The organism is Vescimonas sp., from assembly GCF_057856985.1.
Window position 1 is genome coordinate 60,395 of the sequence record NZ_DBLZXX010000002.1, and the last position, 14,242, is coordinate 74,636.

Genomic DNA, 14,242 nt, shown 5'->3' on the forward strand with positions numbered 1-14,242 from the left:
GGCCTCTTGACGGTGGACATACGCTGTTTTGTTCTTGATATGCTAATTTTACACGATTTATGGCCGTTTGTGTCATAGTTTCGTTCTACAATGGCCTACGCAAATGCGACGGTTTTTGTATGGAATTGTCGATAATCGCAGTTTTTTGCAGCAAAAAGCACCGCCAGCAAAGCAGCGTGATTGCCGCTTTGCTGGCGGTGCTTCCATATAATTTAGATCGTTAGAGGATATGCTTCTCAGATAGCCCAAGCCTCAATGCTGAACAACCACCGGCCTCACTGTGCGCGTGTAGTCTGTTAGCCGATCACACCCTCAGCACAGGTCACCTTGCCTGCCTGTAAAATACGCCAAGGGTACTTCGTCATAACTGCGACGTCTTCATCGGGTTTTCCGTCAACGATCACAAGATCGGCGATTTTCCCTGCCTTGATCGTTCCCAGATCGTCATCCATCCCGATGATCCTCGCGCTGTTGATCGTCGCCTGCTCCAGCATTTCCACGGCCGTCCAGCCGCGTTCTTTCCGCAGCAGGAATTCGCTGCCGGGATTACTGCTGTAATAGTCAAGGCTCACATCCGTCCCCCACCCCGTAAGGACACCTACGCGGCTGGCTTCCAGCATCTTCTGCTGCTCACAGGATGTCTCGCGCACCTTTTTCGCAATGCTTTCCCCCAGCATACCGCTGCGCATCAAGCCAATGGGTCCCAGTGTCGGAATGATGGCGCTGTGGCTGCCGTGGCTCAGGATACGTTCAATGCACTCATCATCGATATCAGAGGCGTGCTCGATGGTGTGTATCCCCACCTCTGCGCAAAGCAGTATCCCTGCCTTGCTGTGACAATGAACTGCCGCGTATTTGCCGTAGGCCTCGGCCGTATCGTTCAGCGCCTGCAGTTCCGGTTTCGTTGTCAGAAGGGCGCCTGGAACACCATGCTCGCTGCCCACTGTTCCTGTACCGAAGTATTTCAGGAAATCCGCGCCGCAGGCGATTTGCTGGCGTCCTGCTTTGAGAACTTCCTCCGGCGTGTCCGCATGAACGGTGATCGTCGAATCATCGTTGCCTGGAGCGGTAGGCGCTAACGCATAGCCACAGGAAAGAATATGTGGTGCGCGGAAAAGCCCACGTTCCGCGCCATCCCGTACCGCCATAGCCGTATAATGCGGATTGCCGCAGTCGCGGACCGTGGTGAAGCCTTGGCGCAGCAATTCCGCTGCGTAGTCCACGCAATCCAACAGCACATCATTCTGCTTGCGGGACATCAAAACCAAGTCATCCATTTTGGTAAAATGCAGGTGCGTATGCAGGTCAAGCATCCCTGGCAAGACCGTCCGTCCGGCTGCATCTATTTCATCACAGCTGCCGAAATCATGCCCGACCGGGAACAAGCCCGTGATCCGCCCGTCTTCTATCAACAGATCGGCCTGATCTCCATCATATCCTTCTGTCAACGCGGAGACCAACCGCGCATTTCTGATAGCCAGCCGTTCGTTCACTGCTTCTTTGTTGCCCATTTTACAAACCTCCGCAAATCGTCTCCGAACTTCGCACACTGCGCTTCCCCAATGTAGGCCATGTGGCCGCCCTCATAGCCTGTGTGCCACACACGCTCTGTCGGAAGATCAAAGTTGTTGATCATATACTCGCTGTAACTGTATGTGGTGAGCATATCATAGTAGCCATTGGCAAACAGAACTTTCATGTCCTGATTTTTCCGCATGGCATCCTCTACAAAGTGAATGGGATTGCGGGGCGCGTCAAACTCCCACGCACGACACATCTGCAAGCCGGTGAACTGATAGTCTCTATCCGTTGTGATGCCCAGTGCGTCCTTCATCACCCCATAATAACAATGGGTGAATGCCGGCATCAGCCGTTCAAAGCAAGCGTCATCACTCTCATAATGATATTGTCCACCCGCCTGCAGCGGATGTGACACAAACCGGCTGTCATACTGACTAATCAGTAAACCTTTTTCGTTGACAACCTCTCGGACATAGTCCTCCACCGACAGGCGCAGACCATGACGTTCAAAATACGCACGCGGCAGGCCGGAAAAACGGACAAGTGACTCTATGACGCCTTCCCGTTCTTCCTCCGTTGCCTTTTTCCCCAGTCCCAGCACCGGCAGATAGTGCCGCAGAGCAAAATCCTCCGCCGCAGCCATGACATCTTTCAGCGCGGGTTTTTCGCCCTGTGTGTGATACCAGTGCGCCGCCGCAATAGCCGGGAAATTTGTCACTGTCCGCTCCACGGGAAACAGGGATTTGTCCCGATCCAGCAGTGATCCGACAAGGATCACTCCCGCCGCATGGATATTCAGCGCATTGCAGGTGTTGCCCAGCATATTTTCATAGAGCTGCTGAGCCATCAGTGCAGCGCGCACTGTCCCGTAGCTTTCACCCAAAATGAAAATAGGGCAATTCCACCGTTTATGACGGCTGAGAAAGCGGTCGATGCCCAACAGCATCGCCTTGGCATCCTCCTGTGAGGATGCGTACTTTTTTACGGCATCTCCCGTCAATGCACGGCTATATCCGCACCCCACAGGATCCATAAACACCATGTCACAGATATCCAGTATGCAGGCCGCGTTCTCTTTCATGCGAAAGGGGGGATCAAACGGCGCGGAAATGCCGTCCCCAAGGTCAATAATCTGCGGACCGAGGCCGCCCAGGTGCAGGAACACACTGGCAGAGCCGGGCCCTCCGTTAAAGGCAAACAAAATCGGGCGTCCCGTCTTCTCCGCATTCAGCCGCAGATAGGATGTCATGAACAAGGTGGCATCCGTCCCGCCGTTTTCGTCGGGAAGCGGTATCTCCTCGGATACCGCTTCGTATTCCACGTCCTGCCCGTTGATATGCACTGTATTGACAACGCGAGCATAGATCAGATCATCATTCACTGTGCATCCTCCTCTGTATAGCTTTTCTCCTTCGTTTCCCAAGGTTCGTAAGGTGCGTGAAGCTCGGCCATCAGATCCTCACCCTTCCCTTTGAGATACCTGACGCGGATAAAGAAGTACACATAGCCCACTACATATACAGCAACAATGCCCACTACGGCGCCAAGACTGAGAGTAGCCGCCATTTCTATGAACAGATATACGCCGATGGCAAACGTAATCACCGCTATTACCGCAGCAACGGTCCTGTTCATGTGGAGGGAAGAATGGTCGCAAGTCTTGGGATACTTCTTATAAGCAAAGATAGGGGCCAGTGTATCCGGCAGCCCGGACAGCGTGTTGCAGCAGGAGAATATCGTCATCACGATACCAAAAGTTGCACCTGTGGCACAAACCGCGATGGCGACGCCCATGACCAGCAGCAGGCACCAATAGGATACGCCGAAGCGATTTTTCTTCGTCATAAAAGAAGGAAAGATCTTGTTGACGGCAGCCATCTCCACCAAGGCGGTGCAAGCCAGTGCAATAGGGATCAGTGAAGTGATAATACCGCAGATGGGGCCGCCGACGATAAAGAAGGTCATTAACACCGGCGACATAAAGTGTGCTGCCACATCTGCAAGCGAGGTGACCTCCGCATAGGGGACAACACCGATGGTCACTACGGCCATCAGAATATAGATCACTGCTACGATGACCGGGCAGAGCATCAGTGCCAAAGGAACTGTTCGTCCAGGATTTTTTACATCGTCAGCCACCTGTACCACAGAACTTGCACCGGACAAAGACGACGTCAGCACGCCCACCGCCGCCGCCAAAGAGCTGAGAGTAGCACCAGGCTTGATGATCTGGCCGAATGTGACATTGGCCGCGTCGATATTGGGAATGCCGAGAACAATATACAAGAAAATAGCGATAAGCAGCAGCGCGACCATGATATTCCCCGCATTGATCGCTGTTCTGTTGCCAAACCATGCCACCACAGTGAACACCACCAGAAGGCCGACCGCCGCCAGGGTAGAGTTGATCTCCGCATTGGGAAATAGCGGCTGGACATACATGGCAAACAAAACGCCAAACAACGAAACCATCGTTGGCATAAGCAGTGTGCTGAAAGAGATAAACGGTGCCAACAGCGGATGGATCAGCTTTACATCCCACATAAGCTGTGCACCGGAGACCGGAAGCGCAGCCGCTGTATACGCCATGGACAGCGCACGCAGCACAACCACAAACGCTGCGCCCACCAGCGCCCACACCACGCCAGCGCCATATTCATTCGCTACGGTAGGTAATGAGCCGAAAATGCCTGATCCAACAATACACCCGATGCCCATCAACAGGGCACCAATCAGTCCAATTTTCTTTTTCTCCATATCAAAGTACCTTAAATACACTATTTTTACACGAAGCGCCAGCTCATTGTGCCTCGCCCTTCAGAATAAATTCTCTGATGTCTGAGGCCAGTGCATCTCCGCCATGGTGTCCCAGATAGGGCATATGCCCGGCGGGATACTCGCGGACAGTCACCTGTCCCTCCTCATACTTCAGCTGTGACACGGTATAGGCCACCTGTCCTACACTGGTCACTAAATCAAACACGCCGTTGCCGATGAAGATACGGAACCTCTTGCTGCGGTTCAGCAGAAATTGCAGCATTTCAAAGGGCGTGCAGCGGCTGGCATACGGCCAGTTTTTATTCACATTGAAATTGATCACGTTGAATTTGCGGTCTGTTTCAATACCCAGCACATCCCGGCGAATTTCCTGAAATGCGCCCAAAAAACCTTGCATACAGCGGGACATCATCTCGTCGTCGCCTACCGGATCGTGTATTTGCAGCCCCGGCGTGTGGCGGCCGGCAAACCGCGTATCGTAAGGGCTGATGGTCATACCGTGTTCCTCGTGGAACCACCGCAAAAAGTCCGCCATTGTAACACGTAGGTCGTTGTGCAGCAGCACATGGCTGCTGATGCCGATCAGGGATGACAGCTCCTTCGCGAGCTGCGCTCGATCCTCCGCAGGCAGCCGCCCGCCCAGATACAGCGCTCGCACATACTTATCCGCGCAGAATTGATACGCCCGCGCCACAGCATCGGCAAGCTCGCCCTTTTGCCCGCCGTAATACCACGCAGTAGCTGCATAGGATGGCAGCAGGCTTACGCTTTCCTCCAACCCGCGCTCCTTCTCGGTGTAATCCGCCGGATCGGGGTCGCGCAGGATCACATTGCCCAGATTTAAGATGCCGTCGATGGCAATGCCCTTGGACACGCAGCCTTCGTACAGGCAGCCGCCCATTAAATAGTTGGCCACAGCCACACTGCGGACAGAGCCGTAGCTCTCCGCCAGCAGGTACTTCTTAGACCGGAACCTGTCATGTTCGATGATCCAACGCTCAATGACATCGGCGATGACACGGGCATCGTTGACAAAACCGTAAGCACATTGTGCCAGCTCCGCGCTGTTTTCCTTGCCGTATCCTGTCCCTACTGGGTCGAGGATCACAATGTCACAAACATCCAGCGGAGAATAGGGGTTGTCTTCCACGCTGTAATTGCCGGAACCGCTCAATGTCTCCACATCGTCGCAGCAGGCGTGCTTCGGCCCCAACACCCCCATGTGCAGCCACAGGCTGGACGATCCCGGCCCTCCGTTGAATGCAAACAGGACCGGTCTGTCTTTTTCGCTGTTTTCGCGGAGATAGGTGTAAACGAATACGCTGCCAGCCTCGTCACCGTTCTCATTTTTTACAGGATAGTCACCGCACTCACTACGGAATGCGACTTCCTGCCCGTTGATGATTGCTTTGCCATGGCGTTCTACTTTATCCATGCTGTTGCTCCTTCTTCTCCGTGCCTGCGGACACCATACTATTGAGGCATCCGCAGGCACGGTACATTCTTCGTTCAGGCGTTTTGCTTCTGTTTGCGCTCCTCGATCTCCTTCTGCATCTGCGGGATACGCTTCTCATACTTCCGCATCAGCAGGGCGAAAATCAAGGTGGCCACATAGATCAGGCCGGGGATCAGCGTGCTCTCGTAGAAGAACAGATTGCAGGCGCTCTCCGGCTGCACGGCGGCACCCGCCTCATAGGGTACAAATGCCAGCACATAACCCAGGATCGGGCCGCCAATGGCCATACCGATTTTATAAGACAAAGAGTAGGAGGCTGTCAAGATGGCATCGGAATCGTTGTCGTTGTTTTTCCATACACCATAGGTTTTGGAGTCGAAAACGCACAACAGGATCACCGCGCCGATCAAGCCAGCGCCGATACCCTCCAGGAACCAACGGATCATCATAATAGCCTTGGTCGCATCGTGGGTAACAAAGCCCAGCGCATAACCCGCCAGCGTGAAGCAGGAGCCAGCGATAACAGTACGGGCGTTGCCCAGCTTCTTGACGATCTTATCCAGAAACAGGTAAATCACAATGGCTACCGGCATAGACATCGTGCCATAAATACCATACAATGCTTCCGCATCCGTCTTGACATACTGGAAGTACCACGCCATGGCGCCTTCCTCTACGGCCATACCCAGCGTATAGAGAAATGCCACCGCGCCACAGAACATCAGCACCTTATTGCGGTAAAATGCACCCATACTGCTGATGATGTCCTTCAAGGCGCTTCCTGTGCGCTCCTTTACGGATTCCGCAGGCTCTGCGCTGTGCTCCACCGGCTCATACCCTTTGGTGGCAAAATAAACGATCAAGTGGCCGATACCATAGATGATGCCATAAATGATGCCCACATACAGAAAGCCCTTCCGGGTATCTCCGCCGCCCAGCCAGCCAACGAAGGTAAAGGTCAGCGAAACGACCATCCACTGGGACAGCATCTGGCCGATACCATCAGCCTGCGTCAGCTGCACGCGCTGCCGCTCATCGCTGGTCAAACGGCTGATCATGGTGTTAAAAGGTATCAGCAGGGATGTGCTGATCATACCCTGCAGCACATAGGTCACCGCCACCCAGATAATCTTGCCGGTGGTGGTCAACTCCGGCACAAAGAAACACAGCGCTACGATGACCATGCCAGGGACAGACATATACTTCAGCCAGAATCGGCACTTACCCTCTTTTGAACGGGTACGGTCAATGATAGCGCCCATCATGGGGTCGTTGATGATATCCCAAATCTTGGCGATCAGGATAATGGTCGCCGCCACGGTAGAATCAATACCGCAGACATCGGTGTAAAAATACAGCATGAAGGCTGCCATCGCCACGGCCAGCAGCGCTTTGGAAAAACTTCCGGCAGCATACAGGATCTTCACCCGCCACGGCAATACAACTGGGCTTACTTGGGTCAACACTTTCTTTTCCATAGTTATTCCACTCCGTTATTCTTCAATCTCTGCGATCATCTCAACTTCAATGGGGATGTTAAAGGGAAGCTGTGTGACAGCTACCGCGCTTCTGGCGTGAAGTCCCTTCTCGCCGAACACCTCTGCAAACAGGTCAGACACGCCATTCATCACGGCGGGCTGCTGCAGGAAGTCCGGCGCAGAGGCCACAAACGCCAACACTTTGACGATACGCACCTTGTCCAGATCGTCCACCTCATTTTTTAACTGGCTCAGCAGGTTCAGGCCGGTCAGACGCGCTGCCTGATAGCCCTCCTCCAGCGTCAGATCACTGCCCACCTTGCCGAACACCGCCGGTTTTTTGTTCTGAAACGGACCCGCACCGGAAAAGTACAGCTGATTACCGCTGCGACGTGCCGTCACATAATTTGCCATGGGGGAAGGAGCTTCCGGCAGTTCCAATCCAAGCTCCGCAATACGTTTTTCGATTTTGGACATTTGAAATTCTCCTTACTGATCGCTGCAGCACAACTGCGCGATCTTCTCCGCGTAAAGTGCCGTCGTGTCAAACAGCGGCATATTGGTTTCTTCTTGCTTCATCAGCATCTCGATCTCTGTGCATCCCAGAATAATGCACTCTGCGCCATTCTGTGCCAACTGCTCGGCAATGCGATAGAATGCCTGCTTGGAAGACTCTTTTACGATGCCGACACCCGTTTCCTCAAAGAGGACTGTGTTGATAAAATCGCGCTCCGGCTGTTCCGGTATCAGTACGCGTAGGCCGCGCCTTGCCAGTCTGTCTTTGTAAAAGCCCTGTTCCATGGTCTCTTTTACGCCCAGCAGACCGACCGTCTGATAGCCCGCCGCCGTGATCGCATCCGCCGTCACATCCGCAATATGAATGAACGGGATACGGATCGCCTTCTCGACACGCTCAGCATACTGATGAAGGCCGTTGCTGCCCAGCGCAACAAAATCAGCCCCAGCTTTCTCCGCACGGATGGCAGCGTCTACAATGACAGCACCTTTTGCATCCGCATCAGGCGCATCCAGAATATCCTGCAGATTTACGTTGATAAGCACCAGCTTCGCACAGTTGTGTCCACCTTTTTCTTCTGCGACCCTGGCATTTATGTACTCGTAAAGCTGCTTTGTGGAGTGCCAGCTGACACCGCCAATAATTCCTCCGACTTTCAAACTCAAGATCCTTTCCTGTGTCATTTTCTCTTGCTCCTGATCCTGTGACCATTCTAATCGCAGCCGAGATTGCAATTCCGCTGCGTGTATGATAGAATAACAACGAGGTAGTCTTGAGCAAGGCTCCCTTATGACACATTTCCACAGGGGCCGCCCGCTAAGTTGATCCCTGTGGGGATGTGCTCTTCTTTTGCCTGTGCGCTATGCTTTTCGCACAAAAGCAAGTCACCTCTTTCCTGCGCCTATTGACAACTATGCCTAACTTATGTATAGTTGTATCAAAAAGGTGAAAATTTGTCAATACTAAGTTTATATTTTTTCAACCAAATTTGTAATAGGCATCTTTTCTCCTTATAAAGGAGGTCATTGTATGAATAAAACAAATGCATATGATTTTTTGTGCCGTTCTGCGGAGGGCATCGCTAAAATGTTCGGGAAATATTGTGAGACCGTCGTGCAGGAAGTTGTCGGACAGGAGATCGAGGTCGTTGCCATTTATAATGGCCATGTCTCAGGCCGAAAGGTCGGCTCAACACGCAGCATCTATGGTGATGATGTGTCGGCAGATGACTTTGATTTTTCCAAGCTGTCTCAGGACAGCTCCAATCAGTTGGTAACTCTCTCTAATGGAAGGGTCATAAAGTCCTCCTCCTATTACCTTCGGGGTACAGATTTTACCTACATTCTGGGCATCAACTACGATATTACCCTGATGGAGCAGATCCGCAATTATGCTGAGGACATCAGTCTGACAGAAAGCGATTTTCTTGGTTCACTGCAGGTCAAAAAAGAAAATTCTCTGCAAGCACTGTACGAAGACGCTTTATCTGTCATCAATAAGCCTGTTCGTGTTTTCCGCAAGGCTGACCGTCAGACACTGATCCGTCTACTTAATGAAAAGAATTTCTTCGGCCTCGCCAAGTGTATTCCATTCTTATCGGAGAAGCTGGATGTGTCCAAATACACGATCTATAAGGACTTGAATGAATTAGGCATCACCCACCAGTGAGCTTAGATCGACTTATCTCATACCGGCAAACATCAATATCATTTCATTCTCCCCGTATTTTCGTGATGATGGATGGCTGATTTCATAGGTGTGCAAAATGCTCTGGCCTTTTGCATGGGCAGGCAGTGGCGTGAGCCGTTGCCTGCCTGTTCTTTTTTCTGCCTTGTTTTTCCGTGCTTAACCTGATTTGCTTGACTTTCCATCCAACAATCTGTACCCTTAAATCGTATCAAATTATAGAGAGGGAGGCGAAGCCATGCAGGGAGATTTTGAAGCGTTCTATCTGCGACACTTTAAGGCGATCTACCGTGTTTGTTATGCCTTTATGAAAAATGCGCAGGACGCTGAGGACTGCACAGAGGATGCTTTTGTGAAAGCAATATCCTGTGACATTTCCTTTGAAAATGAGCGCCACGAACGCTCATGGCTGACGACCACCGCTATGAATATCTGCAAGGACAAGCTCAAGCACTGGTGGCGGCAGAAGGTAACGGACCTCGATGAAGAGGCCGAGCAAATCGCCGCCGAACCGGATGAAAAGAGCGAGGTCGTGGGAGCGGTCATGGCGCTGCCGGTGAAATACAAAGAGGTCGTTTGGCTGCACTATTATGAGGGCTATCAAACAGATGAGATTGCGGAAATGCTGAATCGTTCCCCCTCTACGGTACGCGGACAACTGCGAGACGCCCGTGCAAAATTGAAACTCACATTAGGAGGTGAGCGTATATGAATGACAATGAAGTGAAAAACGCATTTGATCATATAGAACCGGAACGCGGTGCGCAGGAGCGTATGTATGCAAATATTCTGAAAAAAGCAGCGGCACAAAAAGAAGATCAGAATGCAGAAAAGAATATCGAAGAAAAGCAGCCTACCGTTCAAAAACGCCGAACCATCCCGATGTGGCGGCGCTGGGGCAGCTTAGCCGCCTGCCTTGCTATTGTGATTGCCGCCGGATTTGTACTTTCTCATTTCCTCGACCGATCAGAGCCGGATGACCCACCTGTATTTGTCGGGTCCCCCTTTGAAGATGTAGATGGTCCTGAAGGATTTGAAAAACTGGGGTTTACGATTGACGCGCCGGAGAATGCAGAAAACTTGTATTACTGCATTTATGATGGTAAGATCGCCCGCGTTGATTTTACGCTGAATGGTCACGCATACACCTATGAAGCTGCCAAATTGGACGGAAACTTTTCCCGGGCAGAGGGGGAGGCTGTGGGCAGTACCGTACTCAATGCGGAGTATGGCGCAACGCTCGACTGTCTATCGCCTGACACATGGCGGGCGCATTGGAGCAAAGAAAGTGTCAATTATTATCTTTCTAATTTTGACGGTGCGAGTGAAGCAGCAATTACCGCTGCGGCGGAGCTGCTGATGGGGCAAAATTGAAGCAAAAACTGCGGAATTTCGGAGGGCGGTGTGCTCTCCGAAATTTTTTATTTTCCGTTCCAACATTTCTACATGCTGAATCGTATGGATATATGGATGGGCAAGAGGGCGGCGTTTCCGGAGACGCCGCTCTGCCCCTCCTATAAAATGAATTTTGAACTACAAAGGAGCAAATAGAGATGAAACGCATTCCGACTTTTTTCTTGGCACTCACGATGGTGCTGTCTCTGGCCGCCTGCGGCGGAAAGGCCGATGACAATAAGGGCAAGACAGAGGTGACCATGACTGCACAAGGGATTATGGACACGTTGAAAGAAAAGCTGGGTGACAGTTTTGGATGCGACGTCGCTGAAGCCGAAGATAACATAAGCGGTTATTGGGGACTGGATATGACGCAAGTGGAAAGCTGGGCGTCTATGAGCAATTCCAATTCCGCAGTCAATTCCAGTTACGCTGTTATTGTTAAAGTTAAGGACGGCTGCGCACAGGATGCTGCCGCACTTTTGCAGACTGGCTATGAGCAAATTCTCAGCTACTCCCGGATGTACAACATGGATTTGCAGAAGGTCTTGCAGGCTCGTTTGTTCGTGAACGGCAACTATGTGGCGCTGCTGATCCTCGGTGCGCAAGGTGACTGGGAGGCCAGTGATGAGGCACAGGCTAAATTTGCTGCTGAGGAGGCTGCCAAGGTGGACGAAGTATGGAGAGGTATTTTCGGTTCTGCTGACAACGGTATTACGATCCCGGAGGAGGATGGCAGCAGCAACAACGGTGGCTTTTTTGATATGACCGACGATGAAGGTAGCAACGATCCGGTGCTTGGCGGCTAACTATGGTTTTCTCCAGCCTGACATTTTTACAATGCTTTCTGCCGCTGTGTCTGCTGGCGTATTTCCTTGTCCCACAGAAATGGCGCAACGGTACACTGTTTCTGTTCAGCCTGTTGTTTTACGCATGGGGTGAACCGGTCTATGTGGTGCTGATGCTGTTTTCCACCGCATTGGACTACACCTGCGGACAGATGGTAGAGCGGCACCGGGGACAGCGGGGCGCAAAGATCGCGCTGTTGGTATCACTCTGTGCCAATTTGGGACTGCTGGGCGTGTTCAAGTACAGCGACTTCCTTATCGGCACGGTCAATTCCTTGTTCGGCACGGCGCTCCCCCAGCCGAATCTGCCGCTGCCCATCGGCATCAGTTTCTATACGTTCCAGACCATGAGTTACACCCTTGATGTCTATCGTGGTGAAGCGAAAGCGCAGAAAAATATCATCAATTTTGGCGCTTATGTGACCCTGTTCCCCCAGCTCATCGCGGGCCCCATCGTCCGCTACCAGACGGTAGCGGACGAGCTGGAACACCGGGAATGCACCGCTGACCTCTTTGCTGAGGGAGTGAAGCGCTTCGCCTGCGGTATCGGGAAAAAGGTGCTGCTGGCAAATAACATCGGTCTTTTGTGGGAGGCAGCATCCGCGCAGGCTGCTCCCACGGTGCTGACGGCATGGCTGGGTGTCATCGCCTACGGTTTCCAGATCTATTTCGACTTTTCCGGCTATTCCGATATGGCTATTGGCCTTGGACAGATGCTGGGGTTCCGCTTTTTGGAGAACTTCAACTATCCGTTTCTTGCCGACAGTATTACTGATTTCTGGCGGCGCTGGCATATCTCCATGGGGACATGGTTCCGGGATTATGTCTATATCCCGCTGGGAGGCAACAAGGGCGGCCTTGCAAGGCAGCTCCGCAATATCGCTATCGTCTGGCTGCTGACGGGCTTCTGGCACGGGGCAAGCTGGAACTTTGTCCTATGGGGCGTGTATTTTGGAATACTGCTGGTGCTGGAAAAGCTGTTCCTATTGCGCTGGCTCAAAAGGCTGCCCGCCGTATTGCGGCATATCTACGCGCTGGCGCTGGTAACGATCAGCTGGACACTCTTTGCGTTCACAGAGATCAGCAAAGGAGCCGCGTGGTGCAAGGCCATGTTCTCTGGGGTACCGTTTGACAGCGGCAGTTTGTATCTCCTGCTGACGTATGGGCCAATGCTGGCGATCTGTGCGTTAGCAGCCACACCGCTGGGAAAACGCTTTTATGAAAAGATCGGCACACGGCTGGGGCAGCGGGCGCTGACCGTGGTTGACTGCGGCGGCCTTGCCTGTGTGCTGGTGATGGCTGCGGCCTATCTTGTCAGCGGCAGCTATAATCCGTTCCTGTACTTCCGATTCTGAGGTGAGAAAAATGCAAAATAAAATCATAACCTCTTTTTTCTGCCTGCTGCTGGCGGTGTCTGCGCTCATCGGGCTGCTGATGCCGGACCGGTATTACTCGGAACGGGAAAAACGCACTTTGACGCAAAAGCCCAAATTTACTGTTGCCGACTTTATCTCCGGCGAGTTTAGTGACGAACTGGAAAAGTATCTTACCGATCAAGTTCCCCTGCGGGATAACTGGGTCACGATGAAAACCTACATGGAATTGACCATCGGTAAACGGGAAAGCGGTGGTGTCTATATCTGCAAAGACAAGTATTTGATGGACAAGTTTACATCTTATAGCAAAAAGCAGCTTGCCGCCAACGCAGCCGCCCTTGCTGATTTACAGGGAAAACTGGCGGCAGAGGGTATCTCCATGAATACGATCCTTGTCCCTATGGCGGCACAAGTGCTGACGGAGAAACTCCCTGCCTATGCGCCCGTGGCGGACTACGCCGCTATTCTGCAAGTGCTGACCGCTGCGGGCGTTGACACAACAGACGTGCTTTCTGCTCTCGCCGCTCATAGCAGCGAGAACATCTACTACCGTACCGATCACCATTGGACGAGCCTTGGGGCCTACTATGCCTATTGTGCGTGGCGCGGTATTGAGCCTACGGCGGGCGAATGGACGCAGGAAGTTCTCTGCGATAATTTCCACGGCACGACTTGGAATAAAGTCCCGCTGCCCTCCGTTCCCGCTGAGGAGATCACCGCATGGTATCAGCATCCGACCCGCCATGTTTCCTATAACAATGGCCAGTATGAAACAGAAAGTATTTACGAACGCAAGTACCTGTCCGGCAACGACCAGTACGCTGTGTTTCTGAACTCCAACCAGGCGCAGACCGTTATCGAGGGCAGCGGCAAGAGCGGCAAGCTCCTGCTTATTAAAGACTCCTACGGCAACACCTTTTCCCAATTCCCCGTGGAGGACTATGCGGAAGTTCATGTCCTCGACCTCCGCTTCTTCAAGGGCGATGTAGCGGAGTACGCCAAAGAGAACGGTATCACCGATACGCTGGTGCTGTACGGTACGCAGAACTTCGCCAAGGACACGAGCATCAAATTTTGAGAAATGTTGAAATGCGGATGTCGCTGCTTGCGTGTGCCGCATTTTTGGCAGAGTATCAGTCGTCCACTTCTGAGCGTCATCGAAGCGTCCGGAACGGCACACAACTTCA

The 14,242-nt window shown here is 52.4% G+C and carries 13 protein-coding genes; 6 read left to right on the forward strand and 7 right to left on the reverse strand.

Annotated elements, in window-relative coordinates:
• Nucleotides 1-296: 296 nt before the first annotated feature.
• The 7 genes from ACZM22_RS03230 to ACZM22_RS03260 form a co-directional block, all read right to left on the reverse strand.
• On the reverse strand, nucleotides 297-1,511 hold the full coding sequence (locus ACZM22_RS03230; protein ID WP_489543086.1) for an amidohydrolase family protein: 1,215 nt from the start codon (nucleotides 1,509-1,511) through the stop codon (nucleotides 297-299).
• The gene (locus ACZM22_RS03235; RefSeq protein WP_489543087.1) at nucleotides 1,490-2,902 is read right to left on the reverse strand and encodes a S10 family serine carboxypeptidase-like protein; all 1,413 of its coding nucleotides are present in this window, start codon (nucleotides 2,900-2,902) and stop codon (nucleotides 1,490-1,492) included. Before ACZM22_RS03235 ends, ACZM22_RS03230 begins: the two co-directional genes overlap by 22 nt.
• On the reverse strand, nucleotides 2,899-4,278 hold the full coding sequence (locus ACZM22_RS03240) for an APC family permease (protein ID WP_489543088.1): 1,380 nt from the start codon (nucleotides 4,276-4,278) through the stop codon (nucleotides 2,899-2,901). The genes ACZM22_RS03235 and ACZM22_RS03240 overlap by 4 nt, the downstream gene beginning before the upstream one ends.
• Before the next feature lie 43 nt (nucleotides 4,279-4,321).
• Nucleotides 4,322-5,734 carry a S10 family serine carboxypeptidase-like protein gene (locus ACZM22_RS03245; protein ID WP_489543089.1) on the reverse strand — a complete coding sequence of 471 codons (1,413 nt, stop codon included), beginning with the start codon at nucleotides 5,732-5,734 and terminating at the stop codon, nucleotides 4,322-4,324.
• Nucleotides 5,735-5,808: 74 nt separating this feature from the next.
• Nucleotides 5,809-7,233 carry an MFS transporter gene (locus tag ACZM22_RS03250; protein WP_489543090.1) on the reverse strand — a complete coding sequence of 475 codons (1,425 nt, stop codon included), beginning with the start codon at nucleotides 7,231-7,233 and terminating at the stop codon, nucleotides 5,809-5,811.
• A 15-nt stretch (nucleotides 7,234-7,248) separates the two neighbouring features.
• Complete coding sequence (locus ACZM22_RS03255; RefSeq protein WP_489543091.1) at nucleotides 7,249-7,710, reverse strand: RidA family protein; 462 nt, start codon at nucleotides 7,708-7,710, stop codon at nucleotides 7,249-7,251.
• Nucleotides 7,711-7,722: 12 nt separating this feature from the next.
• Complete coding sequence (locus ACZM22_RS03260; RefSeq protein ID WP_489543092.1) at nucleotides 7,723-8,433, reverse strand: aspartate/glutamate racemase family protein; 711 nt, start codon at nucleotides 8,431-8,433, stop codon at nucleotides 7,723-7,725.
• Between the two features lie 346 nt (nucleotides 8,434-8,779).
• On the opposite strand from ACZM22_RS03260, the gene ACZM22_RS03265 reads away from it, so the two are divergent.
• The 6 genes from ACZM22_RS03265 to ACZM22_RS03290 all read left to right on the forward strand — a co-directional run bounded on the left by ACZM22_RS03265 (nucleotide 8,780) and on the right by ACZM22_RS03290 (nucleotide 14,133).
• The gene (locus tag ACZM22_RS03265) at nucleotides 8,780-9,418 is read left to right on the forward strand and encodes a PAS domain-containing protein (protein ID WP_489543093.1); all 639 of its coding nucleotides are present in this window, start codon (nucleotides 8,780-8,782) and stop codon (nucleotides 9,416-9,418) included.
• 256 nt (nucleotides 9,419-9,674) lie between these two features.
• On the forward strand, nucleotides 9,675-10,148 hold the full coding sequence (locus ACZM22_RS03270; RefSeq protein ID WP_489543094.1) for an RNA polymerase sigma factor: 474 nt from the start codon (nucleotides 9,675-9,677) through the stop codon (nucleotides 10,146-10,148).
• Complete coding sequence (locus tag ACZM22_RS03275) at nucleotides 10,145-10,810, forward strand: hypothetical protein (protein WP_489543095.1); 666 nt, start codon at nucleotides 10,145-10,147, stop codon at nucleotides 10,808-10,810. Before ACZM22_RS03270 ends, ACZM22_RS03275 begins: the two co-directional genes overlap by 4 nt.
• Before the next feature lie 179 nt (nucleotides 10,811-10,989).
• Nucleotides 10,990-11,640 carry a hypothetical protein gene (locus ACZM22_RS03280; RefSeq protein WP_489543096.1) on the forward strand — a complete coding sequence of 217 codons (651 nt, stop codon included), beginning with the start codon at nucleotides 10,990-10,992 and terminating at the stop codon, nucleotides 11,638-11,640.
• A gap of 2 nt (nucleotides 11,641-11,642) precedes the next feature.
• Nucleotides 11,643-13,034 (forward strand): MBOAT family O-acyltransferase, encoded by a 1,392-nt coding sequence (locus ACZM22_RS03285; RefSeq protein WP_489543097.1) that lies wholly within the window; start codon nucleotides 11,643-11,645, stop codon nucleotides 13,032-13,034.
• Nucleotides 13,035-13,044: 10 nt separating this feature from the next.
• A complete protein-coding gene (locus ACZM22_RS03290; RefSeq protein WP_489543098.1) occupies nucleotides 13,045-14,133 on the forward strand; it encodes a DHHW family protein in 1,089 nt (362 codons plus the stop codon).
• The last annotated feature ends 109 nt before the right edge of the window (nucleotides 14,134-14,242 follow it).

What these genes read in the sequence shown, in the direction of transcription:
- ACZM22_RS03240 (WP_489543088.1), bottom strand. Translation starts at nt 4,278, where the DNA reads ATGGAGAAAAAGAAAATTGGACTGATTGGTGCCCTGTTGATGGGCATC.
- ACZM22_RS03245 (WP_489543089.1), bottom strand. Translation starts at nt 5,734, where the DNA reads ATGGATAAAGTAGAACGCCATGGCAAAGCAATCATCAACGGGCAGGAA.
- ACZM22_RS03290 (WP_489543098.1), top strand. Translation starts at nt 13,045, where the DNA reads ATGCAAAATAAAATCATAACCTCTTTTTTCTGCCTGCTGCTGGCGGTG.
- ACZM22_RS03280 (WP_489543096.1), top strand. Translation starts at nt 10,990, where the DNA reads ATGAAACGCATTCCGACTTTTTTCTTGGCACTCACGATGGTGCTGTCT.
- ACZM22_RS03265 (WP_489543093.1), top strand. Translation starts at nt 8,780, where the DNA reads ATGAATAAAACAAATGCATATGATTTTTTGTGCCGTTCTGCGGAGGGC.
- ACZM22_RS03275 (WP_489543095.1), top strand. Translation starts at nt 10,145, where the DNA reads ATGAATGACAATGAAGTGAAAAACGCATTTGATCATATAGAACCGGAA.
- ACZM22_RS03230 (WP_489543086.1), bottom strand. Translation starts at nt 1,511, where the DNA reads ATGGGCAACAAAGAAGCAGTGAACGAACGGCTGGCTATCAGAAATGCG.
- ACZM22_RS03260 (WP_489543092.1), bottom strand. Translation starts at nt 8,433, where the DNA reads ATGACACAGGAAAGGATCTTGAGTTTGAAAGTCGGAGGAATTATTGGC.
- ACZM22_RS03250 (WP_489543090.1), bottom strand. Translation starts at nt 7,233, where the DNA reads ATGGAAAAGAAAGTGTTGACCCAAGTAAGCCCAGTTGTATTGCCGTGG.
- ACZM22_RS03255 (WP_489543091.1), bottom strand. Translation starts at nt 7,710, where the DNA reads ATGTCCAAAATCGAAAAACGTATTGCGGAGCTTGGATTGGAACTGCCG.
- ACZM22_RS03285 (WP_489543097.1), top strand. Translation starts at nt 11,643, where the DNA reads ATGGTTTTCTCCAGCCTGACATTTTTACAATGCTTTCTGCCGCTGTGT.
- ACZM22_RS03270 (WP_489543094.1), top strand. Translation starts at nt 9,675, where the DNA reads ATGCAGGGAGATTTTGAAGCGTTCTATCTGCGACACTTTAAGGCGATC.